The sequence below is a fragment of the Vibrio penaeicida genome (genome assembly GCF_002933855.1).
GTDB lineage: Bacteria > Pseudomonadota > Gammaproteobacteria > Enterobacterales > Vibrionaceae > Vibrio > Vibrio penaeicida_A.
In genome coordinates, this window is sequence record NZ_BFAQ01000021.1 from 28,511 (window position 1) to 54,460 (window position 25,950).

Consider the following 25,950-nt stretch of genomic DNA (forward strand, 5'->3'; position numbering starts at 1 on the left):
TGCATATATGTTGGAATGTTTGAGCTAGATCTCTTCGTGCTTTCGGAAACGATGTCACACAATTACACATTTTGTTAGATATTTAGATTCGAATTAAAGAACTGGTATGATTTTCCCTACACCATTAACGAGTTATCAATATTTAGCGAGTTACCCATAAATGAAATTACTTGTCGATACACATACGCATACCTACGCCAGTGGACACGCCTATAGCACGCTTATCGAAAACGCTAAAGCTGCTAAAGAACGTGGCTTAGCGATGTTTTGCACAACCGATCATTCAGAGTCTATGCCCGGCGCGCCACATTACTGGTTTTTTAGTAATCAGCGTGTGCTTCCACGGTTTATTGAAGGCATAGCTATTATTCGCGGTGTGGAATCGAACATCATGAATAGGGAAGGGGAAATTGATATCCCGACCTCGGTGGATAAAAACCTAGATTGGGTTATTGCGAGTTTTCATGAAGCTGTTTTCAAACCCATTGATAAGGCAACACATACTGAAGCGCTCATCAATATCATACTATCTGGGAGGGTAGATGCCCTTGGGCATTTGGGTAATCCTAATTACGATTTTGATTTTGACGCGGTTATTCAGTGTGCAGCTGAAAACAATGTGGCGATAGAAATCAACAATACGTCTTTAAAAGGAAACAGCCGTGCTGGCAGCGTGGAGCGATGTGCTGAAATTGCCAGTATTGCGCAAAAGAAAGGTGCATTCATCACAACAGGTTCGGATGCGCATTTTTGTATGGATGTCGGGAATTTAGACTTAGCGGCGAACTTAATTGACCGCTCAGGAATTGCTGAAGAGAAAGTGATAACACGCTCTCCTGAGCAGTTTCTGCATTTTCTTGCATTGCGTGGAAGAAAAATAATTAACGACTATTCAACGTTTTATTAATTAAATACGCTGCTTTGTTCATAAAATTATCAAAAAGTGACTTTTTTCGCGCCAATTAATTTATACTGTACAGCTCTCTGTTAGTCGTTTGGGGGTGGAGATGCTACCATTGCACATTGCTCGGGCAGTACAAGATCGGAAATTATTTTGGCTCTTAAGTACGATATTGATCTTAGTGATTTGCCTTGCGGTCATTTTTACGTTTCCCGAGGCGATCGTTACCACAGGTTTAGCACTTTTCTTAACCCTATTTGCCTTCCTTCAATTGGTTCATTTTCACGTCATCTCTACAAGTAAAAAATTGGTGGAGCTTGAAAAACAGCTTGCTGATTCCGAAACAGAAAACGCATCGCTCCGCGAACTAAACCAAGCTCTCAATGATCGAACTAACAAATATCAAACTCTGCTAAACAGCATTCCAGATCTCGCATGGATAAAAGATACTCAAGGTCGATTTCTTGCCGTAAACGCCGAATTTCAACGAGCTTTTGGCGTTAACTACGAAGCTTTAATTGGTAAAACAGATTTCGACCTATCGCGTTATGAAGACGCGGTCCAATACCGTGAAGACGACGAAGAAGTCATGAAGTCGCTTTCTCCAATTCGACACGAGTTCCTTGCAACGTCGGTGGATGGCACTCGATCTTGGATCGAACTTATTAAAGTTCCTGTTGTTAAGGAAGGCAACGTCGTAGGCACAGCAGGCACAGCTAGAGACATTAGCGAACGAAAACAAGCCGAAGAAAAGCTCGCCTTTTTGGCGCACTACGACATGTTAACGCTAGTAAAAAACCGCTACTCGCTGGAAAACGATTTAGATGAGCTTATCGCCTCTAATATTCGGTTCATTATCGCGTTTGTTGATTTGGACAACTTTAAAATAGTCAACGACTCCATTGGGCATGCAGCGGGAGATTCCGCTTTGAAAGCCGCCGCTAATCAACTGACTCAAGCCATAGGGGATAGGGGCGAAGTGTATCGGCACAGCGGTGACGAGTTTGTCGTGGTGGTACAAGAAGACTTTGATCAAGAAAAGACCCAAGTGTTGGGTCGTCACTTGTTAGATCAGGTTGGTATGACGTTTCAGGTAGACAGCTATGAGTTCAACTTCTCAGCGTCTATAGGGTTAGCGGTTTACCCTGCCCACGGCGATACCTCTACAGAACTACTGCGCAACGCAGATATTGCCATGTACCAAGCAAAAATATCGGGTAAGCGCCAAGCTCAGCTATTTTCATCACGTTTTGAGGGAATGACACTCAAGCACTGGACGATGGAAAAACGACTGCGCCGCGCGATTGATAATCAAGAACTGTTTTTGCGTTATCAACCAATGGTCGACAGTGATACGGGTGAAATCAAAGCAATGGAAGCATTGATACGGTGGCAAGACCCTGAGAAAGGAGAAATTGGACCGGGGGATTTCATTCCATTTGCCGAACAGTCTGGTTTAATTTCAGAAATTGGCTTGTATGTAATCAAGATTGTTTTAAATCAATTGGTTGATTGGAAGGAAAAGGGGATCGACTGTAAGCCTGTTTCCGTTAATGTTTCAGGCATTCAATTTTACCATCATAACCTGCTTTGCGAAGTGGAGTCCTTATTAAAAGACACGGGTGTGCCAGCAAACCTTTTGGAACTAGAGCTAACCGAATCCATATTGATGAAAGACGAAGACCGTTTGATCAGTACTCTTCAAAAGTTTCGAGAATTGGGCTTAAGCCTAAGTGTCGACGACTTTGGAACGGGCTATTCAAACCTCGCTTACTTGTCGCATTACCCTATTAGTAAACTGAAAGTAGACCGCTCGTTTGTGCACCAAATACACATGCACAAAGACAAGCAAATCATCACTCGTACCATTATTGAATTGGCTAAAAACTTAGGGATGGATGTCATTGCAGAAGGGGTAGAAAACACCTCAGAACTGGCGCAAGTGAGAGAGCTAGGTTGCAGCAACATTCAAGGATTCTTATATGCCAAACCATTACTTTTGGAAGAGATTGAAGAATTATTGCTCACAAATTACAAATTCTTACCATGATCAGTGTGATCGTTGTTGAGTAAGCACTCTGTACCTTTGAAAGTTTTATAAATACAAGATACCCTGCCTGCCAATAGATAAGGAAGGGTTATGAACCGCCGTTCTCCAATTAACAAAAGCATGCTATTTGCCTGCGCCCTAAGCTGGGTGTTGGTTACGCTTATGCCTGTTATCAATGCGCATGGCAGCAATGCTGGCGTATGGGCAATGCTCTGTACGGTTAATGGCTTCGAACTGGTTCAAGTAGAAGAAGGGCAAGAGGTTAAAACTCATAGTGGGAAACCCTGTCCTTTTAGCCATTATTCCACCTTTCATCACAGCCATCTTCCAACTACACCGATCTTCCAACTTTTAAGTTTTGCTATTGAAAGCCAATACGTTTTTTTGGCTCTAAACGTGCGTTATCAATGGCAAATACCTCGCGCTCCACCCATCTCTATTTCCTGAACAAACACATTTAAATCAAAAAAATAACAAGCACTCGTATGCCTGTGTTTTTGGTTCTTACTATGCCTAGCTCAAGAAAAGCCTAGAACCTGAAAAAACGCGGCGGAACGGAGTGTCTTTAGCTTTTATAAAGGAAATTATTATGTTGGGAAGCACTCAAACCGCTCAACCAAAGGACTTTGCACGTTCAAAGTACCTCTACTTTCTTACTTGGAGATGGCATTTTTACGCAGGGTTATTTGTCGTCCCATTTATGCTGATGCTGTCTTTGACTGGCATCGTCATGCTATTTGATGATGAATTAGAAAGCATTCGACACGGCGAAATTCTGGTCGTGGAACCCACCGATTCACGTATAACCGTATCTGAGCAACTCGCTTTAGTTAAGCAAGAATATGACGGCGCAACGGTGACTCAGTTCATTCCAGCCGCATCGGATACCGCGCCAAATCGCTTTAACGTGAGATTGGATAGTGGTTCCAATCGCCTTATTTTGGTTAACCCATACAATGGGGATATCTTGGGCGAGATTAACCGAGACGATAGCTGGTATGCACTGGCTAACGAGATACACAGCACCTTATTGGTTGGCGATGTGGGCAGCTATCTGATTGAAATTTCGGCTAGCCTATCCATCGTTCTTTTAGTTACTGGAATATATCTTTGGCTACCATCCGATAACGCTTCAAAAGCGGGGTTCCTGAAAGTTCGTTCGCAAAGTGGAGTACGGATTTTTATGCGAGATCTTCACGCCAACCTTGGCGGTGTGTTGTCTCTTGTTTTACTTTTCTTTTTGGTTTCTGGGCTCGCATGGGCTGGCGTATGGGGTGGTAAGTTCGTACAACCTTGGAGCAGTTTCCCAGCACAAAAATGGGCGGATGTACCACTTTCAGACAAAACGCATGCAAGCCTAAACCATGGTGTTGAAGAAGAAGTGCCCTGGGGCTTAGAGAAAACACCGTTGCCAGAGTCGACAGGGCATGAACACCATGGCGAGCACACCAGCCATCAAAGTGATGCTCCGGCTCAGTTTGCTTCTACGGTTTCGATTGATGAGGTTGTCGCCACCGCCAACAAATTAGGGCTGACAACGTACAAACTGAACTTACCGAAAAGCGAGACGGGTGTATTTACGCTAGGTGCCAATACCATGAGTGGAGATATTACCGACCCAACTCAAGATCGCACCACTCACATTGATCAGTATTCAGGAGACATTCTGGCGGATGTAACTTGGGACGATTACAGCTGGATGGCGAAGTTCATGGCAGCAGGTATTGCTCTTCACACTGGTGAAGTTAGCATTATCAACAAGCTATTGAATGTGTTTTTCTGTATAGCTTTTATCGCGGTTTGTGTAACAGGCGTGATTATGTGGTGGAAACGTCGCCCTGCGGGCAAGAAAAAACTGGGTGCGCCACCGACATTTGAAAAAAGCGGAATTTGGAAGCTGGGCGCAGTAACCATGGTGCTGGTCGGGTTCGCCTTTCCATTGGCTGGCGCAACGATCGTCACAGTACTGATTTTGGATACATTGCTTATGAAAGCCTCTCCAAAACTGCATCAATGGTTTGCGTAACGCAGAGGCTATAAATCGCCTTAGCGAAGTAGCAAACCATATCAAATTGAGTGACCTATACGCATATGGGATAGCTTAATCGACGAACCAAACGCTCGGTGTACTTCATCGGGCGTTTTGTTTATCAGATCAATAAGCGTTTTTCGGATTATCTAAAAAGCTAACTTGTATTTGTCCCCAAGCTCGTTAGGGAGCCAGCTCCATTTCATTCTCCGGCTTCAACTTGCAGAATAATTTTCAGTCCATTCGAGTAATAAAAGTTTGTTCGTTATCCACAAAAGCCACAAACCCACCGTGATAGATAAAGACTCGACCACGCCCCTCAACTAAGCAGGCAAGCTGTGGGTTCAAATCTTCTTCGTTATCCTGGCTTTTAAATGTCCCGGTGTCGGTGATTACGCCGCTGAGTGTAGGCAAATATCCATAACTACGCTTGGCTTGAGCAATCAGGTTCAATTCGCTGGTGGTAGAGAAGTAAGAAGGGATCGCCCCCGCTTCTTCGATAAACATAGTTCTCAGTTCTTCAAAAGCTGTAATCACCAGCCAGTCGATACCGTTAACATGATGGATAAACATAGAGTTTCTCAGAAATTTTGATGCGGAGATTCTATCACTATCAGGGGCTGAACATAGTAGAAATTTAGTAGCTAAAAGCGGCTACTCTGTGACATTTTCGGACACTCGATTGGTCAACTGAATCACGTTACTTCTAATAAAACGTATTGCTTATTTAAAGCTCCCTCGTGAGCATTTTAGTTCTCCGGCGTAGTCAATTCCTGCTTCACGAAATCAATAAAACTCGATACCTTGGCGGACATGTGTTTGCGGCTTGGGTATATCAAATGCATGTTGATCTGTACTTTTGGGAATTCACTGAATAATTCGACGAGCTCGCCTGTTTCCAATTCATTTCCTAGGTTAAATGACGGCATTCTTGTAATGCCGAGCCCCTCTTTGCACATGGCTAGTTCAAGTTGGGGGCTGTTTGTTAGGAGCTTGCTCTTTACCGTGACCGATTTTTTGGTTCCGTCTTTCTCCCAATAAGTCCATTGAGATGGGTTTTTAATCAGGCTATAGCAGATCGCTTTGTGATCTTTTAATTCTGATGGGTGGGTAGGGGTGCCGTAGCGAGCTAAATAGGCAGGTGAAGCAAAGGTGACGCTATCACTGGTCATCACTTTCTGGCTGATCAAGGTTGAATCTTCAAGCTGGCTGGATGTCCCTCGAATGGAGATATCGATGCCTTCTGCAATCATGTCGACTTTATGATCGCTTAAGTCGATATCCAAATCCACATTTGGGTATTGCTCCGAGTATTTAGCCAAAACAGGCTTAATGCGTGACAAGCCAAAGGTGACGGGGCAGCTAATTTTAAGCGTACCTCTTGGTGTCGCGTTTTTTCCACTCAGCGTTTCTCCCAATTCCTCCACATCTAAGATCAATTGCTGGCAACGGTCGAAATACAGCTCTCCCTCGGGTGTTAAGCTTAGTGTTCTGGTGGTTCGGTGCAGCAGTCGGGCGCTGAGCCTTTCTTCTAGCTTGTTGATTTCTTTACTAATGTAAGACGTAGAATGCCCAGTGCTTTCCGCCGCTTTGGTGAAGCTGCCTTTTGATACTACTTCTGCAAAAATAACCATGCCATCAAGTAGTTGGGTGTTGGTTGCCATGAGTTTTCCTAAATTATGTATACCCAAGTATTTGGGAAACACTTAAGTTAGATTAAGGGTCATATGGAAATAATGAATTTACAACAACATGATTAATATTCAAATAGAATTAATGTAAAGTTTCTATCAATCAATACAAAACAGAATCATAGAAAGCGGTAGATTGGATTGAAAAGTCACTTCTGTCGTTTAACAAAATTAGGAAGGTCTAAATATGAAAGTTATCGCATTTGCAGCAACCAGCAGTCGTGAATCCATTAACAAACAACTTGTGACTTATGCATCCAGCCTAATTAAGGACGCTGATGTTGAAGTACTGGATATTAATGACTATGAAATGCCTCTGTTTAGTACAGACAGAGAGAAAGAGCTGGGGCAGCCCGAAGAAGCAAAAGCGTTTTATGAAAAGTTAGGGAGCGCTGATGCCATTGTCATTTCATTTGCTGAGCATAATGGCTCATACACTGCAGCGTACAAAAACCTATTTGACTGGACATCACGCGTGGATATGAAATTGTTCCAGAATAAGCCTGTGGTTGTTTTGGCAACGTCACCAGGCCCAGGTGGTGCTAAAAATGTTCTAGCAACTGCTGTAAGTGCCATACCTCACTTTGGTGGCTCTGTTGTAGGAGACTTTTCGCTACCTAGCTTTTTCGATAACTTCGATATGGAACAAGGAAAAGTGAAGGATGAAGCTTTTAACGCTGCATTAGTTGAATTGATGACAAAGGTTAGCGCGTAATCAATATCAGCAAAATACTCATACTAGCGATCGACACTTAGCGTTTGAATTTGAGGATGTGAATTCTTATTCAAGCGCTTTTTTATAAAGCAACGTTTTCATAAAGACATAAGGGAAGCTAACAATGGAATCGGATATCCTTGAAAAGCCAGTCAGACCAGCCTTGATTTCTATGGCTGCGCCAGCGGCATTTGGCATGCTCATGACCTTTATGTTTCAGCTTGTTGATACGTATTTCGTTGGGAAATTAGGTACTCAACCTCTAGCAGCCATGAGTTTTGCCTTTCCCGTCTATTTTTTGATTATAAGCTTGTTTATGGGAACAGCGGCGGGGGTGTCTGCCGTTATAGGGAAAGCATTAGGCGAGAAAGACGCTATGAAAGCGAAAACAGTTTCTACGTTTTCTATTGTGTTCTTTCTGATTATTGCTCTCGGGCTAGGGGGCGTTGGCATAGTCAGTGCCGACAAAACGTTTTTAGTGTTAGGTGCGCCAGCCGCTACATTGCCAATGGTAAAGGAGTATATGATTCCGCTTTATCTGGGAATGTGGGCGTTAGTTGGCACTCTCGTTGGTAATGCAGTATTGATGGCAAAAGGGGTCATGCTTAAATCAACCGCAATCATGGGATTGGGCGGTATCATCAATCTTGTTTTTGATTATTTGTTGATTTTCGGCGTTGGTCCATTCCCTGAAATGAAGCTGGAAGGGGCGGCGATAGCCACGGTTATATCTTGGTTTACGATTTTTGTTTTAATGACTCTGCTTGTGGCAAAAGAGTCTTTGTTTTCCATTAAAGCAGTGATTCCATTTCATTCTGCATGGAATCAGATGAAGCAGGTTTTTCCAATTGCACTTCCTGCTGTTGCTGCTCAAATTCTTAACCCTATCGCCGTTGCCATCATTACAAGGGCTTTATCTAAACATGGTGAAGCTGCCATTGCGGCGTACGGTATTGTGACTAGGATTGAATCTTTGCTGCTTACAGGTATTTTGGCACTTAGCGTGATCCTTACTCCTTTTGTGGCGCAAAACTACGGTGCAAAGAAACAACAACGGCTGGATAGCGTGGTTGCAATATCGGGCCGTATGACGGTGTATTGGGGCGTTCTGTTTTTTGCGATTGTTATACTGGCATCCGATTCGATTATTGCGATCTTCAGTAATGAAGTTGACGTGATCCAATATGGTACTTCCTATTTTTACTGGGTCGGATTGACGTTTCCAGCATTTGGGTTGGCACTCATTACAACATCGTTTTTTAATGGGGTAGAGCAACCTAAGCAGTCGCTACAAATCACGTTAATTCGTTCGCTTGTTCTGACGATTCCATTGGCTTGGGCGGGTTCCTACTTTGGTGTCGCGTATGTTTGGGCAGGTATTGCTGTTGCGAATTTTACAACGGCTATTTATGCCGGTAAGCGCCTAAACGCTTGGCTGGCGACACAGGATTCATCTTTGACCGACCACAACCCTTTGTCGGATTACAAGCGAGATTTTAAAGCCATTTTATCTAGCATAAAACCCTAATTGTTAGCGAGTTTTTCCACGATGTAATCGATGAATACGCGCAGCCTTGCAGGCATGTATTTGGTTTGCGCGTATTGCATGGCAACGGCTCCGTGGTAGTTACTTTTCAGCGTCCAGTCGGATAAAACCTCAACCACACTCCCATCTTTTAACGCCTCTTTCACTACAAAATCGTGGAAGATACCTATCCCTAAACCGCTGTTTACACCTGCTAATCGCATTTGGGAGTGGTTAACGGCGTATCGACCAGATACGGCAACAGCAAAAAATTCATCGTCTTTTAAAAAATCCCAGATGTGGTCGCTGTCGGTCTCCGCAAGATATAGGCAGTCATGATCAGTAAGATCGGTTGGGTGATTGGGGGTGCCTTTTCTTGATAAATACTCAGGGCTCGCGCACAAGACCAGATTGGTTTTGCGTATCTCCTTTAGAACTTGGTTTTCATGAGGCTTATCGGTGAGCCTAAACGCGATATCAATATTTTGGCTTAAATCGATATCGCCATCTACCGCTCGCAGTTTCAACTGTATGTCTGGGTAGGTTTCAAGAAAAGGCAAAATGTGCGATTGCAAAACAGAGTTTAAATAGGCTTCTGGAGCAGCGACTGTAATGCTACCGGCTAATTCTGTGTGATCTGCTTCGGATATGTCTATCGCTTGCTGCGCGGCGTTCACCATCACGACACTCTGCTCATACACCTTTTTTCCCGCTTCTGTAATAACCAGTGAGCGCGTAGTTCGTTCAAACAGTTTTACAGACAGTGCCTGTTCCAGCCTTGTAATCAGCTTACTCAATGCAGAAGGGGTCACGTTCAGTTTTTTGGATGCCGCAGTAAAGCTTCCTTCGTTTACGACTAAAATAAAAGCAGCGAGATCGGGCAGCAGAGCAATGAGTTTTTGATTAAGCATGTCGCGACGTTTTCCTTATTTGTGCCTGTGATTCACTAATGGTTTTCCATCGTAAGGGATAATAGTCGCTAATGAGTTAATTTAAAATAAAAACCACTGTGCGCAGTACAACAATAACTATGAAGGAATGAGAACATGTCTTCTGCATTTTATCAGCAAATCCAAACCCAAATTGAAGAAGTAAAAAACGAAGGGTTGTATAAATCTGAAAGAATCATTACTTCTGCTCAAAAAGCAGCGGTTTCTATCTCGACTGGCGAAGAGGTCCTGAACTTCTGTGCTAACAACTACCTTGGTCTTGCTAACCACCCAGATCTTATCGAAGCGGCGAAAGGCGGCATGGATGAGCACGGTTTTGGTATGGCTTCGGTTCGCTTTATCTGCGGAACACAAAACTCTCATAAAGAACTAGAACAAAAACTCTCAACGTTCCTAGGCAAAGAAGACACGATTCTTTACACCTCTTGCTTTGATGCCAATGCAGGGCTTTTTGAAACCATTCTTAGTAAAGAAGATGCGATCATTTCCGATGCATTAAACCACGCTTCCATCATCGATGGTGTTCGTTTGTGTAAAGCGATGCGTTTTCGCTACGCAAATAACAATATGGATGAGCTAGAACAGCAGCTCATCGCTGCAAAAGAAGCGGGTGCTCGTCATACGCTCATCGTTACCGACGGCGTATTCTCAATGGACGGTGTGGTGGCTAACCTTCCGGCTATTTGTGACCTTGCAGACAAATACGATGCATTGATTATGGTTGACGATTCTCACGCCGTGGGTTTCATGGGCGAAAATGGCGCAGGAACACACGAATTCCATAACGTCGTTGACCGCATTGATATTATTACAGGCACCTTAGGTAAAGCGATGGGTGGCGCGTCGGGCGGTTACACATCGGGTAAGAAAGAAGTCATCGACTGGTTACGTCAGCGTTCTCGCCCGTACTTGTTCTCTAATTCTGTCGCGCCTGCCATTGTTTCTGCGTCTATCCGTGTTTTGGATCTTCTTGCTGAATCTGGCGACTTACGCACTCAACTTTGGGAAAACTCGGCGCATTTCCGTACTCGTATGGAAGGGGCTGGTTTCACCATGGGCGGTGCAGACCACGCCATCATTCCAATCATGCTGGGTGATGCGAAAGTCGCGGCTGAATTTGCAGAGCGCGCATTAGAGAAAGGCATTTATGTTGTCGGATTCTCATTCCCTGTTGTGCCAAAAGGGCAAGCACGTATTCGTACACAAATGTCGGCTGCGCATTCACGCGAGCAGCTAGATCGAGCAATTGATGCCTTCATTGAAGTAGGCCGTGACATGGAGATCATCAAATAATGAAAATTAAAGCACTTTCCAAGTTAAAAGCAGAAGAAGGCATCTGGATGACCGAGGTGGAGAAACCTCAGATTGGTCACAACGATATTCTTATCAAAATCAAAAAAACGTCTATTTGTGGTACTGATGTTCACATCTACAACTGGGATGAGTGGTCGCAAAAAACGATTCCCGTACCTATGGTTGTTGGGCATGAGTACGTCGGTGAAGTGGTTGAGATTGGCCAAGAAGTTCGCGGCTTTGAAATTGGCGATCGTGTTTCAGGTGAAGGCCACATTACTTGTGGTCACTGTCGTAACTGCCGTGGTGGTCGCACGCACCTATGCCGTAACACAGAAGGTGTGGGTGTAAACCGCACGGGCAGTTTCTCGGAATACTTGGTATTGCCTGCGTTCAATGCCTTCAAGATCCCTGATGAAATCTCGGATGAATTAGCTTCAATCTTTGACCCGTTTGGCAACGCTGTACACACTGCACTTTCTTTTGACTTAGTTGGTGAAGATGTATTGATTACCGGTGCTGGCCCAATTGGCATTATGGCAGCGGCAGTAGCAAAGCATGTGGGTGCTCGCCATGTGGTGATTACAGACGTGAACGAATATCGTCTCGACTTAGCTCGCAAAATGGGCGTGACACGAGCGGTAAACGTCGCGGAAGAAAAGCTTGAAGACGTAATGCAAGAGCTGGGCATGACAGAAGGGTTTGATGTCGGGCTTGAAATGTCTGGTGTACAAGCCGCATTCAGCACAATGCTTCAAACCATGAACCACGGTGGCCGTATTGCGCTTCTGGGTATTCCGCCATCCAATATGGCTATCGATTGGAACCAAGTGATATTTAAAGGCTTGGTGATCAAAGGTATCTATGGTCGTGAGATGTTCGAAACTTGGTATAAGATGGCAAGCTTGATCCAATCTGGATTAGACTTAACCCCGATTATCACTCATCAGTACAAAATTGATGATTTCCAGAAAGGGTTCGACATTATGCGATCGGGCATGTCTGGCAAGGTTATCCTTGATTGGGAATAAATGTTCTCACAGTTCCAAAAAAGTGGCAGCTTCGGCTGCCATTTTTTATATCAATCCAGATATAATCCCTCAATAATATTGCTATAAACATTAGGTAGTTACGTCTACTCTATTTAGGTAAAGGATTATGAGAATCAATATAACGGGGAATGCCGGTTCAGGAAAAACGACACTCGCAAAATCGTTAGGTGAGGCTTTGGACCTGCCCGTCGCTAGCTTAGACGGGGTAGTTTGGAAAGAAGGCTGGGTAACGGCTTCAAAAGAAGAAAGAACTCGTGGTGAACAAGGATTGATTGAACCTAAGAGCTGGATAGTTGAAGGGGTATCTAAATCGGTTAGGGAAAATGCCGATTTTATCGTTTTTCTAGATATTCCACGCCATATCTGTTTGCTTCGCTGCCTAAAAAGAAACCTTCCGTACCTTTTCAAGTCCCGACCAGAACTACCAAAAAACTGCCCAGAAATTCTTATCCTACCGAGTTTACTCAAGCTAATATGGCTGTTTCATGTAAGAGCGAAGCCTTTCATTTTAAAGTCACTCAGCCAACAAAAAGGCATTGTGATTAAGGAGCCGGCTGAAGTCGAAAAGCTAGTTGCACAAATCAAAGTTGCAATGGATACTGATGTTGCTCGAATGTAAATCCATCAGCCAAATGATGGCAAGGCATTTTGCCGAACCTCTCTCCGTTTTTCTTAATTTTTATCTAAATGCATAACAAGAAGGAATTGAAATGAAGATTACAGGTACGTTTGATATCAATCTGGATCCAATGGACACGTATGCTCAAGGAGTGGAAGGAACAAGGCTCGGTCATATGTCTATTGATAAGACTTTTCACGGAGAACTAAAGGCGAAAAGTAGCGGGGAAATGTTAAACGTTCTTACCCCAGTCCAAGGATCTGCTGGTTATGTAGCTATAGAGCAAGTGGTTGGCGAATTGTCTGGCAAAAAAGGAAGCTTCGTTCTTCAACATTATGGCGTGATGTTTAACGGCAACGATACACTCATTCTAGAGGTTATTCCTGATTCAGGAACTGGAGATCTTGTTGGATTAGAAGGGCAAATGGCCATTTGGATTGAAGATGGACAGCATCGCTACGATTTTGAGTACCAAGTATAGACATCGATCAATAGCTTCAGTTTTCACATTAAAAACAGCCAAGTCACTTTGCACAGTGAGGGGGCGAACTTAGACAATGAGCATTGAATACACGCTAGGCTTTTTATCATTTGTTACCTCTCTAGTGGCGGGTGTGATTGGCTTTGGTGGTGGGATGCTGCTGATAGCCATATTGCCAACGTTTTTGCCCCCCAGCCTGATCATTCCCATTCATGGTATTACCCAGTTAGCGAGCAATTCTTCAAGAATGCTCTTTTCTTTAAAAGATGTTCAGTGGTCGCTACTTCCGAAATTTCTAATCGGATCTTTTGTCGGCGTTTTGCTGTTTGGGTATTTGCTATCGAACATATCATTGGAATATGTCCCTATCGGTATTGGTCTGTATATATTGTTCAACCTTTGGAGCAAACGGTTTTCGCATTACATTAGCCGTTACGAAAGCTATTATCTTATTGGTATGGTCCAAACAGGGTTGGGGCTTATCGTTGGGGCAACGGGACCTTTGTCTCTTTCCGTATTAACAAAAGAATTAAAATCAAAAGACCACATTATCGCAACCAGTTCATTATTTATGACCATCAGCCATCTAGCCAAAATTCCGGTATTTATGGTGATAGGTACTTCTCTTTTCGGTTCTATTCAGCTTCTTATTTATATGGTAATTGGTTCTATTCTAGGCTCATTTGTAGGAACAAAGTTAAGAATGGCGGCGAAGAACGAAAAACTCATTATGTGGATTAAAATTTTGCTTACTGCCATGGCAATTAAAATGGTGGTTAGCGCATTACTGTCGCTTTCTAACTGATAAATGAATATAGTGTAACGTTCAGATAAATAAAGAGAATAATATGGAAGTATCGCTAAAGGAAATAGATCTTACATCCCGTCATATTTTGGAAAACCTCTTTCCTCTTTACATCTACGACATGTCTGAATACATGGGATGGAGCCCTAATCAAGAGGGGTTATTTATTTACAATAATTCGAACTTTGATGTTTATTGGGATAGAGAAGATCACACACCGTATTTTATCTGTGTTGATGGTGACATTGCAGGGTTTGTGTTGATTCGAAAGTACCCAACAAATCTTAGTCTCTACGATATTGAACAGTTTTTCGTATTGCGAAAATACAAAAGAAAAGGCGTAGGGAAAGAGACTATCTCACAGGTCTTGAAGCGTTATCCGGGTGAATGGCAGGTAAGAGTGTTGCTTGAAAATTCAGGCGCATTGTCGTTTTGGGAAGCGGCAATTGCGAATGCAGTGGGGCGTATATACACGTTAGAAAAAGACACCGACGTAGATAAAGAAATGCACTTTATACGCTTTAACGTCCTAGATAGGTAACAAATGGAAAACAGACGAATTCGGTTAGAACCGCCTACGGTTGAGATTGCACCTCAAATGCTCGAAGCCGTAGTTGAAAGCAAAAAAGAACTCGAAGAATATTTACCTTGGGTGCAACACGCGTTAACACTCGAGCAAGCGACGAAAAGTGCGCAAGAGGCGGTAGAAAAGTATGAGAACTTTGTTGGTGACATTCGATACAGCGTTATTTGCAAGGAATCAGGGGCGCTACTTGGTGCGATAGGATTGATCATCCGAGATCAGGCAGTGCCTTTTTATGAAATAGGGTATTGGCTGAGAACCTCGGCTTCAGGTAAGGGCTTCATAACGGAAGCCGTCTCTCTACTTGAAACTTATGCTTTTGAGGAACTAGGGGCAAACCGTATTGAAATCAAAGCGGCAGAGTCAAACCAACGCAGTTGGATGGTCGCGAAACGATGTGGTTATCAACTTGAAGCTACAATGAAAAATACGCGAAGGCACGCAAATGGAAAATTGGATAACACCGTGATCTACGCGAAAACTTTGCCATAACAGGGCGATAATGGTGAAACACGTTGGAATAAAAACGAGGGACTGAACATGAAAACGGCTTTGATAACAGGTGGCTCAAAAGGCATTGGCTTAGAGATGGTACTTCGGTACGTTGAGCAAGGGTTTCAAGTAATAACTTGCTCTCGAAATAAAAGTGGCTGGGAGGAATCCTTGCGTCAGTATCCAATTCTAGAAGCCGTCGATTACCATGTTACCGATATTTCAGATGAAGCAGCATTAAAAACGTTGTTTGGACATGTGGATAAGCGTTACGGCAAACTCGACATTGCTGTGAATAATGCGTCGCCAGCGATAGGGTCTCTTGGGCAATTCCACACCGTCGATTCCGGAAAGCTAAAAGACACGCTTAATCACGATTTTTGGGCACAAGCACTCTGTTTGCAAAGCGAGCTTAATTTGATGTCTGAAGGCGCGGCAATAGTGAATGTGAGCTCTATAAATGGATTAAGACCTACGCCTAACGCTTCAATGTATAGTGCGGCTAAACACGCCATTGAGGGGTTAACACGTTCTTTAGCGATTGAAAATATTGAGCGCGGAATACGCATCAATGCCGTCGCCCCCGGTGTTACTTGGACACCTAGGTGGGAGGAACGAGCGAAAACAGACCCCAATATCAGAGAGAGTGTATCTCAAGCTGTTCCCATGAAACGATTCGCCAAAACGGAAGAAGTCGCCGATGCGATAGAGTTTCTACTCTCCGATAAGGCAAGTTATATTGTCGGGCACACACTCGTTGTGGATGGTGGTATTACGCTACGTTAATAGTGAGTTGAAGAGCTGTATAAGGTATGTTTTGAAGATTGTTGTATTGCATTGGTGAGTGCGATCGAGATTAATTGATTTAACAGTCAATCCAGCTACGATTTTAGCTTTATAAATTGTATCAAAGCCGAGCCAAGTGCTCGGTTTTTTAATTCCACATAAAGTATGGGATCAAATCCCCATCAAATTCATAACAGCTGCTTAATAATGGAGAAAAACAAATATAAGGAAGTAAGCAATGTTGTTATTGATGTTAGGCATCCTAGTTTGGAGCGTAATCCACTACGTCCCGTCACTTACCCCGCAAGTTAAAGTTAACCTTATCGAGAGGGTCGGTCCCAACGGCTACAAAGGTATTTTTTCACTGGTGGTTATCGCTGGATTACTGATGATCATATTCGGCTGGCGTAGCACCGTACCGAATTACTTGTACGTCCTTGGTCCGGAATTTCGTGGGTTAACCATGTTACTCATGCTGGTGGGTTTTATCCTGTTTGGCGCAGCTCAAGGTAAAACTCGATTGAAGCAGTACATTCGTCACCCTCAATTGATGAGTGTGATCGTTTGGTCTGTGGCGCACTTACTCAGTAATGGAGAGCAGCGTTCTGTTGTTTTGTTTGGTGGATTAGCACTTTGGGCAGTCATCCAAATCATGCTTATCAATCGAAGAGAGGGCGAGTGGGTTAAGCCAGATATTCCCCCTGTCTCGCAAGAAATAAAAACACATGTAATCAGCTTAGTTCTCTACTTTATTACCGCTTTTTTCTTACACGTATATCTAACAGGCATTCCTCTTAAATAATGTAAAAAATCGTGTTGACGCTCTTCCAATACAGGAATACTATCCGCCTGTATTGGGGAGTAGTCTACTAAGTACTCTTAGTTTGTATGTCGTCATCCCGTTAAGCGTTCGCTTTTCCGGCATACAAAAGTATAAGCCCTTACCAGCTTTCACTCTGACGAGACCAACGCATTCATTTGCCAAAATTGGACCATCCATTTTCATTTGGTTGGTTAGGTTTTGGTTGGTTTGCGAGGGTGCACGCCTATAAGCCGTCTCTTCGCAATTAACTGTGTTGTGAAATGAGGTATTTAATGAGTCCTTTTGCTTATTTTGCATTTGGTGCGCTGACTTTAATGTTGGTGTGTGTCGATATTTGGCAAACTCGCGGTGGCAACATTACGGTAAGAAAAGCCGCGATTTGGAGCGTTATTTGGGTATTCGTTGCCTTGGCATTTGGCGTATCCATTCTGTATTTTTGGGAATGGTACGCTCCGGGGAGCTCGTATTCCTCAAGTAAAGCCGCTACCGCATTTTTTACTGGGTACTTGTTAGAGAAATCGCTTAGCGTCGATAACCTTTTCGTGTTTGCGATTATCTTTCACCAATACTTAGTGCCGGAAAGCTTGCGTCCGAGAGCGCTGCTTTTAGGTGTTATTGGAGCGCTCATCTTACGCGCTGTGATGATTGCAATAGGCGTACAATTACTAGAGCAATTTCATTGGATTTTGTATTTGTTCGCTGCTTTCCTTATTTGGACGGGCTATAAGCTAACGCAGCCCGAAGAGCAAGAAACACTAAGCCCGCTGCCGGAAAGGATCTTTCGTAAGGTTGCCAGAGTGTCTGACGAATACAGAGGCAATGCGCTTTACATGAGAGACAACTTAGGGCTCGTATTGACGCCGATGGCAATTGTTATAGCCATGATCGCAATGATGGACGTGATGTTTGCTCTGGATTCGATTCCAGCCATATTTGCCGTAACGCGCGAGCCATTTTTGGTCTTGGCTGCGAATGTTTTTGCGTTGCTTGGGCTGCGTTCTCTCTATTTTGTTTTGCAAGGTATGATGGAGAAGTTCGTATACCTCAAACCAGCATTAGCTTTGATTATGATTTTTATCGGCATAAAGATGTTATTGGTCGAAACGGAGTGGGCGATTCCAACCCAAGTATCACTTGGTGTACTGGTGGCTGTAATGGGAAGTGCTATTTTGGCATCGATTGTAAAATCTAGAAAAGACTCGGTAGAAGTTTTAACAGATGAAGTTTAAACCGATAAAGCTTAAACAGATATATCTAACATAGAGCCAATCATGTCGTTGGAGCGAGAAACAACACTTGCTCCAACACTGTTGTAGCTTTTTGCTTGATTGAGTTTCGCGGCAGCTTCGACGTAATCAGATTCGTCTCTGCTTTCATTGGTGATCTCTTCTTGTTTGGTGTCGCGCTCTTCTTCAGCGCTAGGTAGGCGGTTGAACGATTCTTGGTAGTCGGGTTCACTTTCTCGGGCAGCATCGGCTTCTTGTGTTTCTTCTGTTCGTTCTGAAGCTCGAACTTCTTCATCAGGCTGGATTTCTTGAATTCGCTCATCTTCTGCCATTTTTTCCGTGCGAGCTTTTTCAAGACGAGCTTCTTCATTGAGCTCCTCTGTTGCTTGCTTTGCCATGGTTCTCGACTGCTGGAGAATGACATGACCGGAATGTATCGATGAGACTGGCATTGATCGTTACCTCAGAATCTACTTAAAGGTTAAACTTTAGCCAGTGAAAGTTCAACTTTATAGGGTAATTACTCTTTAAAAAGGTGACAAATAGCCTCGATTTCTTCAGGAGTAAGCTCAATTTGAGCTCCGTTTTTGTCTAGCTTCCCTTCTATTTCTGTTTGTAGATCTTTCAATTGAGCAGGGGTCAACTCCAGAACTTTGCTCCTTAATTGTTCATATTGATGCTGTGGCATTTTTCTGTTCCTAACCTTAATGATAGTCAATGTCTCATTTGCACCGATAGCGAAACTTTGTGCGCCAAATACTAACGCGACCTACATTAAGAGCATCGAAATCATCATTTGTTCAATTTTTGTCAGAAAATGAGTGAATTATAAAAGATATGTGATCTTTACCCATAAACACATTCGTGAAAAGTGACAATGAAGAATATGGAATGCCATTAAGGGAGCACAAAGATCGTAAATGGATGAACGACATAAAATGAAGGGAGGGTATTGCTACCCTCTATTTTGTTGCCAGTTAGAATGGATATTGAACAACAGTTATTGGGTGCTATTCGGAACTCTTACCGCAAATTTCGTCGCTAACGAATGAAGCTCAGGTAACATTCGATAGATCAAATGAAGCTGTTGCAAGACCAATCGAGCCGAGCTTTCGTCTTCGTCTCGCCATTCGCTTAAACGTTTTTCAATGTCTGTTTCTTCGATACTTGAAGTATCACATTCTTCACATTGGTCATTCAATTGTTTGTAAAGGATCTCAAGGTGCTTGTGGATTGCTCGGTGTGAGTCCAAAACAAGCTGGTGGATCGTTTCATCTTGCAATCGCGTTCGGTGAGCACCCAAAGCAGAAACATAACAGAGTAATGCGTGATTCAACGTAAGGAAGCGAAAGCTCTCGTCGACAGCAGATCGATACTTACCGGGTTCAACCAGCATGTTACTGATTGAAGAGCTCAGACTTGCGTCCTTATTATGTGCATCGCGCCGTGAAATACGATACGCCAAGGTGTCTTTTTTACCGACTCTATATTGACCAATAATTTGAGCGAGGTAGCTTTGGTTGGCGATAACCGATTCTGCCATCACTTTGTGCAAACGTTTTGAATGCCAATCCGGCAAGATAAATGCAACGGCCAATACCGCTAAAGCGCACCCGATCAGCGTATCGGTAAGGCGAGGCAACACAACGGCAAAGCCTTCACCCAATTGATTGAAACAAAACAGGACTAAAAGGGTAATAAAGGCAGTGGCGAAGCCGTAATTATTAATACGAAAGGCAAAAAACAGAATACCGGAAAGTACTATAAAAACGAGCTGGCTTTCTAGGGAGGGAAAGAACGTAAGGAGTGGTACACCGACCAATAGACCAGCAATTGTACCGATAACTCGTGCAGTCAGTTTTTGCCTAGTAGCACTGTAGTTTGGCTGGCATACAAAAAGGGTGGTGAGTAAGATCCAATATCCTTTATCAATGTCGAAAGCTTGAATTAAACCGTACCCAGCGGTTAAAGCGATAGACATTCTTATAGCGTGACGAAACAGGATAGAGCTAGGAGTCATATTGCTTTTAATCCGCAACCACATTGCTTTGGGGGTGTGTGCGGTGGTGTCGTCTAGCACATCGTCATCTTCGTTTTGCTTAACGTCAGGGTTGCTGACATTACTAAGCTGCTTTTCAACTGTAGATAAATTTCTAAATAGGTAACTTAACTGGCTAAGCGACAGGGACCAATCTGTTCTTTTTTGTTCCTGCAAAAACAGAATTGAATCGTTAAGTTCATTTAAGGCTTCGCCGTTTTTGTCGTCGTGATCGTATTGATTCCCTAAATGCAAAGATTTGGATATCTGCCGACAAGCGTTTGCTTGCGTTTGCAACAGGTGTTTAAAGCGAAAGAGCACATCGCTGTGTTTGAATTGTTCCGCTAGATCTTGATATCGGTAGTGGGTAGAGCTTACTCGTTCATGAATGTCTTGAGCGAGGAAGTAGATATTCAAGAATCTGTCGCTAGGGCCGTCTATATGTCCTCGCTTTGAACGAGAAAGTAATGTGGCTTTGCACTGGTTTAAGGAGGTAACTGTCGCGGCATTTAAGCTGGCTTCACGAATACGGTGAGGCTGAGGTGCCAAATTGGTTACAGGGTGGAATAACTCACTTTTGGCATCTAAATAATTGGCCAGTTCTTCAAATACGTTGCCTAAACTTTGTTGCACCGGCTGCATGGGCCAAAATATTTGCCAAATCATGGAAATGAAGTAATACCAAGCCGAACCCGCCAAGAGCATAACAGGTTGAAACCATATATTAGGGCTTTCATGTGCGCCTAACATGGTATATATCGCGATCAATAGAGAGCCGAAGGCAATACTGGCGTAACGTGGCCCAATCGCTCCAAGCATTATGAAAGTAAAGGTTGAAGCGAATAATCCAATGGCGAAAAAAATGGGGTGATTAAATAGAAGTTCAATGGAAAACGCGGCGATAGCGAAACAGATAAAGGTGAGAATAAGCGCGCGTATTCTTCCCCAAAAACTGTCGTCGGTTTCAGCCAGAGCTGCGGCAATTATGCCTAAGATTAGCGGGACAATGGCCGTATTTTGTTCGTAAAACCAGCAAGGGATAACAACCCCAATAAGAGCAATAGTGATGCGAATGCTGTAATTAATGGTTTTATTAGACCAGTAGTGGCGAAAAATAGTAAATAGAGGCACAGTTTTATAATTTCTTGTTTTGTCAAAGAGTAACACGCGTTAGTGTAACTAACGACAGTATCAAGGATATGACTTAGCACCAAGAAAAAGTGTGAATGGTGAATTAATAGGCGATGAGCTGAGACTTAGCGTTGTTCTACAACCCGGTGTGATTTAAGATTCCTCTTAGACCAAATAATACCGAATCAGGGTTCAGTAAATGCAGTTAGCGGCATCACGATCTGCCAAGTTTTTAATTCAGACGGAATACAATGAAGTCAGTGTCGAAGACGACAAACTGGTTTTGAACTCTGCGCAAAGTGAAGAGCATATTCCCTTTTCGGTATGGGATGGATCTATTACATTGAAGCGTGGGTTAGTCTGGGGCAGTTTAGTTTTTCATGCACATGAAAAAAACAGCACTCAACAAGCTTGGTTGGTGCAAGGCTTACCTTGGGCGGACTGCAACGCCTTTATTCAATACGCTCAGAAAGAATATTCTGATTGGCATTATCACCAATGCCAGAGCCTAAACGAAAAACTGCCCGCATGGCGCGAAGCACTTACCCTAATTAGAAACCAGCCTGCTTATCTACAAACCTCCCAACTTCAAAGCTGGACGGACAACGTCGTCAACGATTTTTCTCAGTTGAATATGAGCTTAGAAGAAGCCGAGCAACGAATGCCCAAAGCGATGGTTGAGGTATCAGACTGGTTAGGAAATGGGGCTGAGAATCAGAAATCACGTAATTTAGAATGGCTAGAGAAAGAGCGTGAATATTGGCAAGTCTTGTTTGCACAGTGCGAATCGAGCCCGCTCAATCTTTCTCAGCAACAAGCTGTTTTGATGAACAATGACCACAACCTGATATTGGCTGGAGCGGGAACGGGTAAAACAAGCGTCCTCACGGCACGCGTATCTTATTTGCTTCAAAGCCATCAAGCCAAACCAGAAGAATTGCTGATGGTGGCGTTTGGGCGCGATGCGGCAGACGAAATGCGTCAGCGCTTAGAAAGCAAATTAGGCAGTGATGGGCATGCCATTACGGTAAAAACATTTCATCAATTAGGGTTAGAGATCATTCGTCATGTTGAAAGTGAGTCGATAGAAATTACGCCATTGGCAACCAACGACAGCATGAAGCAAGCGTGGTGTGTTCAATGGCTAAAACAACATTGGGCAACGCAAAATCAATTTAAGCGCTGGCAAAAACACCTATCTCAATGGCCGATTGCCTATTTAAAAGGGGATGAAGAGCTAGGGTCCCAGTCCGAGAACCCTAAACTCATCGCGTGGTTACAAAAGCAGCTAGAACAGTTGTGTGCAATGAACATTGGCAAAAAACAAATACAGCAGCGCATTATCGATCATGAAGACTATTCTCGTTTAAACAGTGAATTGCAGCTTGTTTGGCCATGTTATCAAGCGTGGGGTCAAATGCTAAAAGACAACAACCAAATCGATTTTCACACCATGATCACTAAAGCAACCAAATATGTTGCTAGCGGTAAATACCGACCTCAGTGGCGCTATGTCATGGTCGATGAATATCAAGATATCTCACCTGCGCGGCTTGAATTGTTGGAGGCGATTTGCCACCAACCAAAAACTAAGCAGCAAGCATCCCTATATGCTGTAGGAGATGATTGGCAGGCGATTTATCGGTTTGCTGGTGCTGATGTGAGCCTAACAACAGATTTCGATTCTCGATTCCCTGGTGCCTCAATCCATTACTTGGATACCACGTACCGCTTTAACAATATGCTAGGGGAAGTCGCCAATAAGTTCATACAACAGAATCCATCTCAATTGCATAAAAATGTGACAAGCCACAAGATGGTGAAACAAAAGTCTATTACTTTGTTGCATATGTCTATACTTGAAAAATCCCTTCTGGAACTAGACAAAAAACAGACCTCAAAAAAAGAGGTATTACTACTAGGGCGTAATCATTACCACTGTCCTGAGCAACTAAAAGATTGGCAAAAATCCTGCTCACATTTGGACTTAAAGTTTATGACGTGTCATGCAAGTAAAGGTCAAGAAGCGGATTTTGTCTTTATTTTGAGTGTTGATGAAGGTCAGTTCCCAGCGATGGAACGACAACACCATCTCGATAGTGCACTTATTCAAACCCAAGATACATATGCCCATGCGGAAGAGCGTCGTTTATTTTACGTTGCTTTGACTCGGGCAAAATCTAAAGCGTGGGTAATGTACGGCGCTCAACCTTCTGTATTTGTAGAAGAACTGAGAGAAGGAGGTTACCCCGTTATCAAAAAATAAATAGGCTAGGGTAACCATGAATATCGGGATTTTTATCTATGAATACGCAGAACCCATCGACTTTACCGGTCCTTACGAAGTGTTTGCGACGGCTAATAAGTTCGCAGCAAACTACGACGCGCAGTTTCTCCCTTATCTGATCAGTGAATCTGGCGATACCATTACCGCAAGACATGGCTATCAAGTGGTTCCACATCGCTCCATACATAATCACCCAGAATTAGATGTATTGATTATTTCAGGAGGTGTATACGCCCATGAAATGAAAAACAGCCGAGTGATTCGTTGGCTTCAGGAGCAATCAACGAAAGTTAACATTGTTTCCTCTGTTTGCAGTGGCATATTTTTGCTTGCGCAAGCCAAGCTGCTTACCGACAGGCGCGTAACAGCTCATAAGCAACATTTAGATGATCTCGCACAGCAATTTCCAGATGTGAAACTTGTTAAAGATGTTCGTTGGGTAGAGGATGGAGAAATCATTACGTCTGCAGGGATGACGGCAGGGATAGACATGAGCTTACAACTTGTATCCCGACTTTCGAAAATGGAACTTGCCTTAAAAACTGCAGATCAGCTCGACTTTAATTGGAGAAGCAAACATGTCGTCGCCTATTGACTTTGAACATCATTCAATCAATTACATAGAATTTGCTGCAAACAACCTAAAAGAAACCAAGCTGTTTTTTGAGAAAGCGTTTCAATGGGAGTTTACGGATTATGGTGAAGAGTACACCGCTTTTACCGCGAAGGGCTTAATGGGTGGGTTCTTTCAGTCGGATGTAGTAAGTGCAACAATAGATGGGGCGCCGCTTCTTGTTTTGTTCAGCCATGATCTTGAAAACTCTTTCGAGGTAGTTAAATCCCAAGGCGTGGAAATTACCCGACCTATTTTTGAATTCCCAGGTGGGCGTCGATTTCAGTTTAAAGAGCCCAGTGGCAACGAATTAGCTGTATGGGGTGAATAGCAAAAATTAAAGTCACGTAGTTAAAGTAGGATGGGCTTCAAGGTCCTTATATCTGCATGATATGCATCAAGATCATTATATCTATATGATATGCATTAAATTTATTATCTATGAGACATTCGGCTGTGATTTACTAACACGAATAATGCGTAAGCGCGGTTCGTCTTACAAATTCACAGCCTTTTCTTTATATGCAGTTCAAACGTACATAGTGTAAATGGCTCGCTAAAGAAAAAGGGCGTTAAGAATCTCGAAAGGAATTGAGTATGAAAAAGTCAGCCCGACTACTATTAACGATATTAACCTTATTCTCGTTACCCATTCTATTGCTATCACCTGCGTATTCAGCACACCATCATTATTTGTTAGATTCTAATGTTTCATCGGTAAACTTTTCGACCATCAAGAAGCAGTATATCGTTGAACCTGCTAATTTCACTGAGATTGATGGAAGAATCGATGCGAGTGGAGAGTTCACTTTAGAAATCAAATTGGCATCTGTTGACACTATTGTTCCGATTCGCAACCAAAGGTTGAGTGAACTTTTTTTCGACACAGGAAGATACCCTAAAGCAACATTAAAAGGTAAGGTCGATCTCGCGGAAGTATCAAGCCTTACTGAACCTACAATCAAGAATATTGATGCTACGTTAAATTTCTACGGAATGGATAAAAAAGTGACGTTGTCTCTTTTGGTGGTCAACACGCCTCAGTATATTGTTGTCAGTTCGGTTAAGCCTGTCATTGTTAGTGCAGCAAGCTTTGGCGTACCAGAAGCAAACTTAAAAGCGCTGTCTGAAACAGTGGGAGCGATTGCCATTTCACCTACTGTTTCTGTTAACGCTTCACTGGTATTTAAAAGGAAGTAGCACCTTCTCCAGATATCAGTAATTCCTTTTTAAGGAAAAAACGCCGAATGACTGTCATTCGGCGTTTTTATTATGTTATTTCTTCTAGCGCGAAACTGGATATAAGCGCGCTAATTTGTTCTGTCATCTAGGCTGAGTTAGGTTCGCTTTGCTAGATACGCATTGTAGTCGGGTATTTCTATATCTACTTCTTCATTGAGTAAAGTTGAAGCAAATAAAAAGTTAGCTGTCGCTCGGTTTGTTGCGACAGGAATATTCCATACACTCGCAATACGCAGCAGCGCTTTCACATCTGGATCATGTGGAACGGCATTGAGCGGGTCCCAAAAGAACACCATTAGGTCAATTTTTCCTTCTGATATTAACGCACCCAGTTGTTGATCCCCGCCCATTGGTCCGCTTATCAAACTTTTTATGGCTAAGCCCGTTTCTTTACTGAGCATGTGACCTGTTGTTCCCGTGGCATAAAGAAAGTGCCCTTGAAGCTTTTCTTTGTTCTCTGTTACCCAGCGCAGCAATTCTGGTTTGTGATTATCATGCGCGACCAGAGCAATATTTTTATGAGCGGGCATTTTTCTTATTGTTTTTTGCATTCTTAACTCCTTGAATGATTCGCTTCACTATTGTGCCAACGTTTTATGACAAAACACAACAAACGGG

At 43.2% G+C, this 25,950-nt stretch carries 27 protein-coding genes; 20 read left to right on the forward strand and 7 right to left on the reverse strand.

Annotation, left to right across the window (positions count from 1 at the left end; translation table 11 throughout):
• The first annotated feature begins 160 nt into the window (after window positions 1-160).
• The 4 genes from VPNCDNU1_RS12195 (at window position 161) to VPNCDNU1_RS12210 (ending at window position 4,977) form a co-directional block, all read left to right on the forward strand.
• Complete coding sequence (locus VPNCDNU1_RS12195; RefSeq protein WP_104400558.1) at window positions 161-907, forward strand: phosphatase; 747 nt, start codon at window positions 161-163, stop codon at window positions 905-907.
• A gap of 100 nt (window positions 908-1,007) precedes the next feature.
• On the forward strand, window positions 1,008-2,951 hold the full coding sequence (locus VPNCDNU1_RS12200; protein WP_104400559.1) for a putative bifunctional diguanylate cyclase/phosphodiesterase: 1,944 nt from the start codon (window positions 1,008-1,010) through the stop codon (window positions 2,949-2,951).
• Window positions 2,952-3,041: 90 nt separating this feature from the next.
• On the forward strand, window positions 3,042-3,398 hold the full coding sequence (locus tag VPNCDNU1_RS12205; RefSeq protein WP_104400560.1) for a hypothetical protein: 357 nt from the start codon (window positions 3,042-3,044) through the stop codon (window positions 3,396-3,398).
• A 142-nt stretch (window positions 3,399-3,540) separates the two neighbouring features.
• Entirely contained in the window at window positions 3,541-4,977 is a 1,437-nt protein-coding gene (locus tag VPNCDNU1_RS12210; protein ID WP_104400561.1) for a PepSY-associated TM helix domain-containing protein, read from the forward strand.
• A 237-nt stretch (window positions 4,978-5,214) separates the two neighbouring features.
• Here the strand turns inward: VPNCDNU1_RS12210 and VPNCDNU1_RS12215 are convergent, their stop codons facing one another.
• Together VPNCDNU1_RS12215 and VPNCDNU1_RS12220 are read right to left on the reverse strand one after the other, a co-directional pair.
• Window positions 5,215-5,553 (reverse strand): cytosolic protein, encoded by a 339-nt coding sequence (locus VPNCDNU1_RS12215; protein ID WP_104400562.1) that lies wholly within the window; start codon window positions 5,551-5,553, stop codon window positions 5,215-5,217.
• A gap of 176 nt (window positions 5,554-5,729) precedes the next feature.
• Entirely contained in the window at window positions 5,730-6,644 is a 915-nt protein-coding gene (locus VPNCDNU1_RS12220) for a LysR family transcriptional regulator (RefSeq protein ID WP_104400563.1), read from the reverse strand.
• A 214-nt stretch (window positions 6,645-6,858) separates the two neighbouring features.
• Between VPNCDNU1_RS12220 and VPNCDNU1_RS12225 the strand changes: the two genes are divergently transcribed.
• Both VPNCDNU1_RS12225 and VPNCDNU1_RS12230 read left to right on the forward strand, forming a co-directional pair.
• Window positions 6,859-7,386 (forward strand): NADPH-dependent FMN reductase, encoded by a 528-nt coding sequence (locus VPNCDNU1_RS12225; protein WP_104400564.1) that lies wholly within the window; start codon window positions 6,859-6,861, stop codon window positions 7,384-7,386.
• Between the two features lie 124 nt (window positions 7,387-7,510).
• Window positions 7,511-8,914, forward strand: coding sequence for an MATE family efflux transporter (locus VPNCDNU1_RS12230; RefSeq protein WP_104400565.1), 1,404 nt, complete (start codon window positions 7,511-7,513; stop codon window positions 8,912-8,914).
• On the opposite strand, the gene VPNCDNU1_RS12235 is transcribed toward VPNCDNU1_RS12230, so the two are convergent.
• Window positions 8,911-9,822, reverse strand: coding sequence for a LysR family transcriptional regulator (locus VPNCDNU1_RS12235; protein WP_104400566.1), 912 nt, complete (start codon window positions 9,820-9,822; stop codon window positions 8,911-8,913). The genes VPNCDNU1_RS12230 and VPNCDNU1_RS12235 overlap by 4 nt on opposite strands.
• A gap of 135 nt (window positions 9,823-9,957) precedes the next feature.
• Here VPNCDNU1_RS12235 and VPNCDNU1_RS12240 point away from each other — a divergent pair, with 135 nt between their 5' ends.
• The 10 genes from VPNCDNU1_RS12240 to VPNCDNU1_RS12285 all read left to right on the forward strand — a co-directional run bounded on the left by VPNCDNU1_RS12240 (window position 9,958) and on the right by VPNCDNU1_RS12285 (window position 18,024).
• Window positions 9,958-11,154 carry a glycine C-acetyltransferase gene (locus VPNCDNU1_RS12240; protein ID WP_104400567.1) on the forward strand — a complete coding sequence of 399 codons (1,197 nt, stop codon included), beginning with the start codon at window positions 9,958-9,960 and terminating at the stop codon, window positions 11,152-11,154.
• Entirely contained in the window at window positions 11,154-12,185 is a 1,032-nt protein-coding gene (gene tdh / locus VPNCDNU1_RS12245) for an L-threonine 3-dehydrogenase (RefSeq protein WP_104400568.1), read from the forward strand. Before VPNCDNU1_RS12240 ends, tdh begins: the two co-directional genes overlap by 1 nt.
• Window positions 12,186-12,312: 127 nt before the next feature.
• Window positions 12,313-12,825, forward strand: coding sequence for a topology modulation protein (locus tag VPNCDNU1_RS12250; protein WP_104400569.1), 513 nt, complete (start codon window positions 12,313-12,315; stop codon window positions 12,823-12,825).
• Between the two features lie 91 nt (window positions 12,826-12,916).
• The gene (locus VPNCDNU1_RS12255; protein ID WP_174715138.1) at window positions 12,917-13,306 is read left to right on the forward strand and encodes a DUF3224 domain-containing protein; all 390 of its coding nucleotides are present in this window, start codon (window positions 12,917-12,919) and stop codon (window positions 13,304-13,306) included.
• Window positions 13,307-13,382: 76 nt separating this feature from the next.
• Entirely contained in the window at window positions 13,383-14,111 is a 729-nt protein-coding gene (locus VPNCDNU1_RS12260; protein ID WP_104400571.1) for a sulfite exporter TauE/SafE family protein, read from the forward strand.
• A gap of 43 nt (window positions 14,112-14,154) precedes the next feature.
• Complete coding sequence (locus VPNCDNU1_RS12265; RefSeq protein ID WP_104400572.1) at window positions 14,155-14,652, forward strand: GNAT family N-acetyltransferase; 498 nt, start codon at window positions 14,155-14,157, stop codon at window positions 14,650-14,652.
• A 3-nt stretch (window positions 14,653-14,655) separates the two neighbouring features.
• The gene (locus tag VPNCDNU1_RS12270) at window positions 14,656-15,186 is read left to right on the forward strand and encodes a GNAT family N-acetyltransferase (RefSeq protein WP_104400573.1); all 531 of its coding nucleotides are present in this window, start codon (window positions 14,656-14,658) and stop codon (window positions 15,184-15,186) included.
• Window positions 15,187-15,234: 48 nt separating this feature from the next.
• Window positions 15,235-15,972, forward strand: coding sequence for an SDR family NAD(P)-dependent oxidoreductase (locus VPNCDNU1_RS12275; RefSeq protein WP_104400574.1), 738 nt, complete (start codon window positions 15,235-15,237; stop codon window positions 15,970-15,972).
• 238 nt (window positions 15,973-16,210) lie between these two features.
• Entirely contained in the window at window positions 16,211-16,774 is a 564-nt protein-coding gene (locus VPNCDNU1_RS12280; protein WP_104400575.1) for an NnrU family protein, read from the forward strand.
• 293 nt (window positions 16,775-17,067) lie between these two features.
• On the forward strand, window positions 17,068-18,024 hold the full coding sequence (locus VPNCDNU1_RS12285; RefSeq protein ID WP_104400576.1) for a TerC/Alx family metal homeostasis membrane protein: 957 nt from the start codon (window positions 17,068-17,070) through the stop codon (window positions 18,022-18,024).
• 11 nt (window positions 18,025-18,035) lie between these two features.
• Here the strand turns inward: VPNCDNU1_RS12285 and VPNCDNU1_RS12290 are convergent, their stop codons facing one another.
• The 3 genes from VPNCDNU1_RS12290 to yccS all read right to left on the reverse strand — a co-directional run bounded on the left by VPNCDNU1_RS12290 (window position 18,036) and on the right by yccS (window position 21,190).
• On the reverse strand, window positions 18,036-18,473 hold the full coding sequence (locus VPNCDNU1_RS12290; RefSeq protein WP_104400577.1) for a hypothetical protein: 438 nt from the start codon (window positions 18,471-18,473) through the stop codon (window positions 18,036-18,038).
• Window positions 18,474-18,541: 68 nt separating this feature from the next.
• Window positions 18,542-18,709 (reverse strand): hypothetical protein, encoded by a 168-nt coding sequence (locus tag VPNCDNU1_RS28810; RefSeq protein ID WP_167404776.1) that lies wholly within the window; start codon window positions 18,707-18,709, stop codon window positions 18,542-18,544.
• Window positions 18,710-19,021: 312 nt separating this feature from the next.
• Window positions 19,022-21,190, reverse strand: coding sequence for a YccS family putative transporter (gene yccS, locus VPNCDNU1_RS12295; protein WP_104400578.1), 2,169 nt, complete (start codon window positions 21,188-21,190; stop codon window positions 19,022-19,024).
• A gap of 199 nt (window positions 21,191-21,389) precedes the next feature.
• On the opposite strand from yccS, the gene helD reads away from it, so the two are divergent.
• From helD to VPNCDNU1_RS12315, 4 genes are all read left to right on the forward strand, one after another.
• Window positions 21,390-23,456 carry a DNA helicase IV gene (helD, locus tag VPNCDNU1_RS12300; RefSeq protein ID WP_104400579.1) on the forward strand — a complete coding sequence of 689 codons (2,067 nt, stop codon included), beginning with the start codon at window positions 21,390-21,392 and terminating at the stop codon, window positions 23,454-23,456.
• Window positions 23,457-23,472: 16 nt separating this feature from the next.
• Window positions 23,473-24,072: a DJ-1/PfpI family protein gene (locus VPNCDNU1_RS12305; RefSeq protein WP_104400580.1), complete on the forward strand. Its 600-nt coding sequence runs from the start codon at window positions 23,473-23,475 to the stop codon at window positions 24,070-24,072.
• Window positions 24,056-24,421: a VOC family protein gene (locus VPNCDNU1_RS12310; RefSeq protein WP_104400581.1), complete on the forward strand. Its 366-nt coding sequence runs from the start codon at window positions 24,056-24,058 to the stop codon at window positions 24,419-24,421. The genes VPNCDNU1_RS12305 and VPNCDNU1_RS12310 overlap by 17 nt, the downstream gene beginning before the upstream one ends.
• A 266-nt stretch (window positions 24,422-24,687) precedes the next feature.
• Window positions 24,688-25,290: a YceI family protein gene (locus VPNCDNU1_RS12315; protein ID WP_104400582.1), complete on the forward strand. Its 603-nt coding sequence runs from the start codon at window positions 24,688-24,690 to the stop codon at window positions 25,288-25,290.
• A 137-nt stretch (window positions 25,291-25,427) separates the two neighbouring features.
• On the opposite strand, the gene VPNCDNU1_RS12320 is transcribed toward VPNCDNU1_RS12315, so the two are convergent.
• Window positions 25,428-25,883, reverse strand: coding sequence for a methylglyoxal synthase (locus tag VPNCDNU1_RS12320; RefSeq protein WP_104400583.1), 456 nt, complete (start codon window positions 25,881-25,883; stop codon window positions 25,428-25,430).
• Window positions 25,884-25,950 lie beyond the last annotated feature (67 nt).

Bases quoted from the DNA above. Each gene is read 5' to 3' on its own strand.
- tdh (WP_104400568.1), top strand. From the start codon at position 11,154: ATGAAAATTAAAGCACTTTCCAAGTTAAAAGCAGAAGAAGGCATCTGG.
- VPNCDNU1_RS12225 (WP_104400564.1), top strand. From the start codon at position 6,859: ATGAAAGTTATCGCATTTGCAGCAACCAGCAGTCGTGAATCCATTAAC.
- VPNCDNU1_RS12250 (WP_104400569.1), top strand. From the start codon at position 12,313: ATGAGAATCAATATAACGGGGAATGCCGGTTCAGGAAAAACGACACTC.
- VPNCDNU1_RS12210 (WP_104400561.1), top strand. From the start codon at position 3,541: ATGTTGGGAAGCACTCAAACCGCTCAACCAAAGGACTTTGCACGTTCA.
- VPNCDNU1_RS12315 (WP_104400582.1), top strand. From the start codon at position 24,688: ATGAAAAAGTCAGCCCGACTACTATTAACGATATTAACCTTATTCTCG.
- VPNCDNU1_RS12320 (WP_104400583.1), bottom strand. From the start codon at position 25,883: ATGCAAAAAACAATAAGAAAAATGCCCGCTCATAAAAATATTGCTCTG.
- VPNCDNU1_RS12290 (WP_104400577.1), bottom strand. From the start codon at position 18,473: ATGCCAGTCTCATCGATACATTCCGGTCATGTCATTCTCCAGCAGTCG.
- helD (WP_104400579.1), top strand. From the start codon at position 21,390: ATGCAGTTAGCGGCATCACGATCTGCCAAGTTTTTAATTCAGACGGAA.
- VPNCDNU1_RS28810 (WP_167404776.1), bottom strand. From the start codon at position 18,709: ATGCCACAGCATCAATATGAACAATTAAGGAGCAAAGTTCTGGAGTTG.
- VPNCDNU1_RS12220 (WP_104400563.1), bottom strand. From the start codon at position 6,644: ATGGCAACCAACACCCAACTACTTGATGGCATGGTTATTTTTGCAGAA.
- VPNCDNU1_RS12255 (WP_174715138.1), top strand. From the start codon at position 12,917: ATGAAGATTACAGGTACGTTTGATATCAATCTGGATCCAATGGACACG.
- VPNCDNU1_RS12275 (WP_104400574.1), top strand. From the start codon at position 15,235: ATGAAAACGGCTTTGATAACAGGTGGCTCAAAAGGCATTGGCTTAGAG.
- VPNCDNU1_RS12240 (WP_104400567.1), top strand. From the start codon at position 9,958: ATGTCTTCTGCATTTTATCAGCAAATCCAAACCCAAATTGAAGAAGTA.
- VPNCDNU1_RS12270 (WP_104400573.1), top strand. From the start codon at position 14,656: ATGGAAAACAGACGAATTCGGTTAGAACCGCCTACGGTTGAGATTGCA.
- VPNCDNU1_RS12195 (WP_104400558.1), top strand. From the start codon at position 161: ATGAAATTACTTGTCGATACACATACGCATACCTACGCCAGTGGACAC.
- VPNCDNU1_RS12280 (WP_104400575.1), top strand. From the start codon at position 16,211: ATGTTGTTATTGATGTTAGGCATCCTAGTTTGGAGCGTAATCCACTAC.
- VPNCDNU1_RS12305 (WP_104400580.1), top strand. From the start codon at position 23,473: ATGAATATCGGGATTTTTATCTATGAATACGCAGAACCCATCGACTTT.
- VPNCDNU1_RS12230 (WP_104400565.1), top strand. From the start codon at position 7,511: ATGGAATCGGATATCCTTGAAAAGCCAGTCAGACCAGCCTTGATTTCT.
- VPNCDNU1_RS12205 (WP_104400560.1), top strand. From the start codon at position 3,042: ATGAACCGCCGTTCTCCAATTAACAAAAGCATGCTATTTGCCTGCGCC.
- VPNCDNU1_RS12200 (WP_104400559.1), top strand. From the start codon at position 1,008: ATGCTACCATTGCACATTGCTCGGGCAGTACAAGATCGGAAATTATTT.
- VPNCDNU1_RS12285 (WP_104400576.1), top strand. From the start codon at position 17,068: ATGAGTCCTTTTGCTTATTTTGCATTTGGTGCGCTGACTTTAATGTTG.
- VPNCDNU1_RS12310 (WP_104400581.1), top strand. From the start codon at position 24,056: ATGTCGTCGCCTATTGACTTTGAACATCATTCAATCAATTACATAGAA.
- VPNCDNU1_RS12265 (WP_104400572.1), top strand. From the start codon at position 14,155: ATGGAAGTATCGCTAAAGGAAATAGATCTTACATCCCGTCATATTTTG.
- VPNCDNU1_RS12235 (WP_104400566.1), bottom strand. From the start codon at position 9,822: ATGCTTAATCAAAAACTCATTGCTCTGCTGCCCGATCTCGCTGCTTTT.
- VPNCDNU1_RS12260 (WP_104400571.1), top strand. From the start codon at position 13,383: ATGAGCATTGAATACACGCTAGGCTTTTTATCATTTGTTACCTCTCTA.
- VPNCDNU1_RS12215 (WP_104400562.1), bottom strand. From the start codon at position 5,553: ATGTTTATCCATCATGTTAACGGTATCGACTGGCTGGTGATTACAGCT.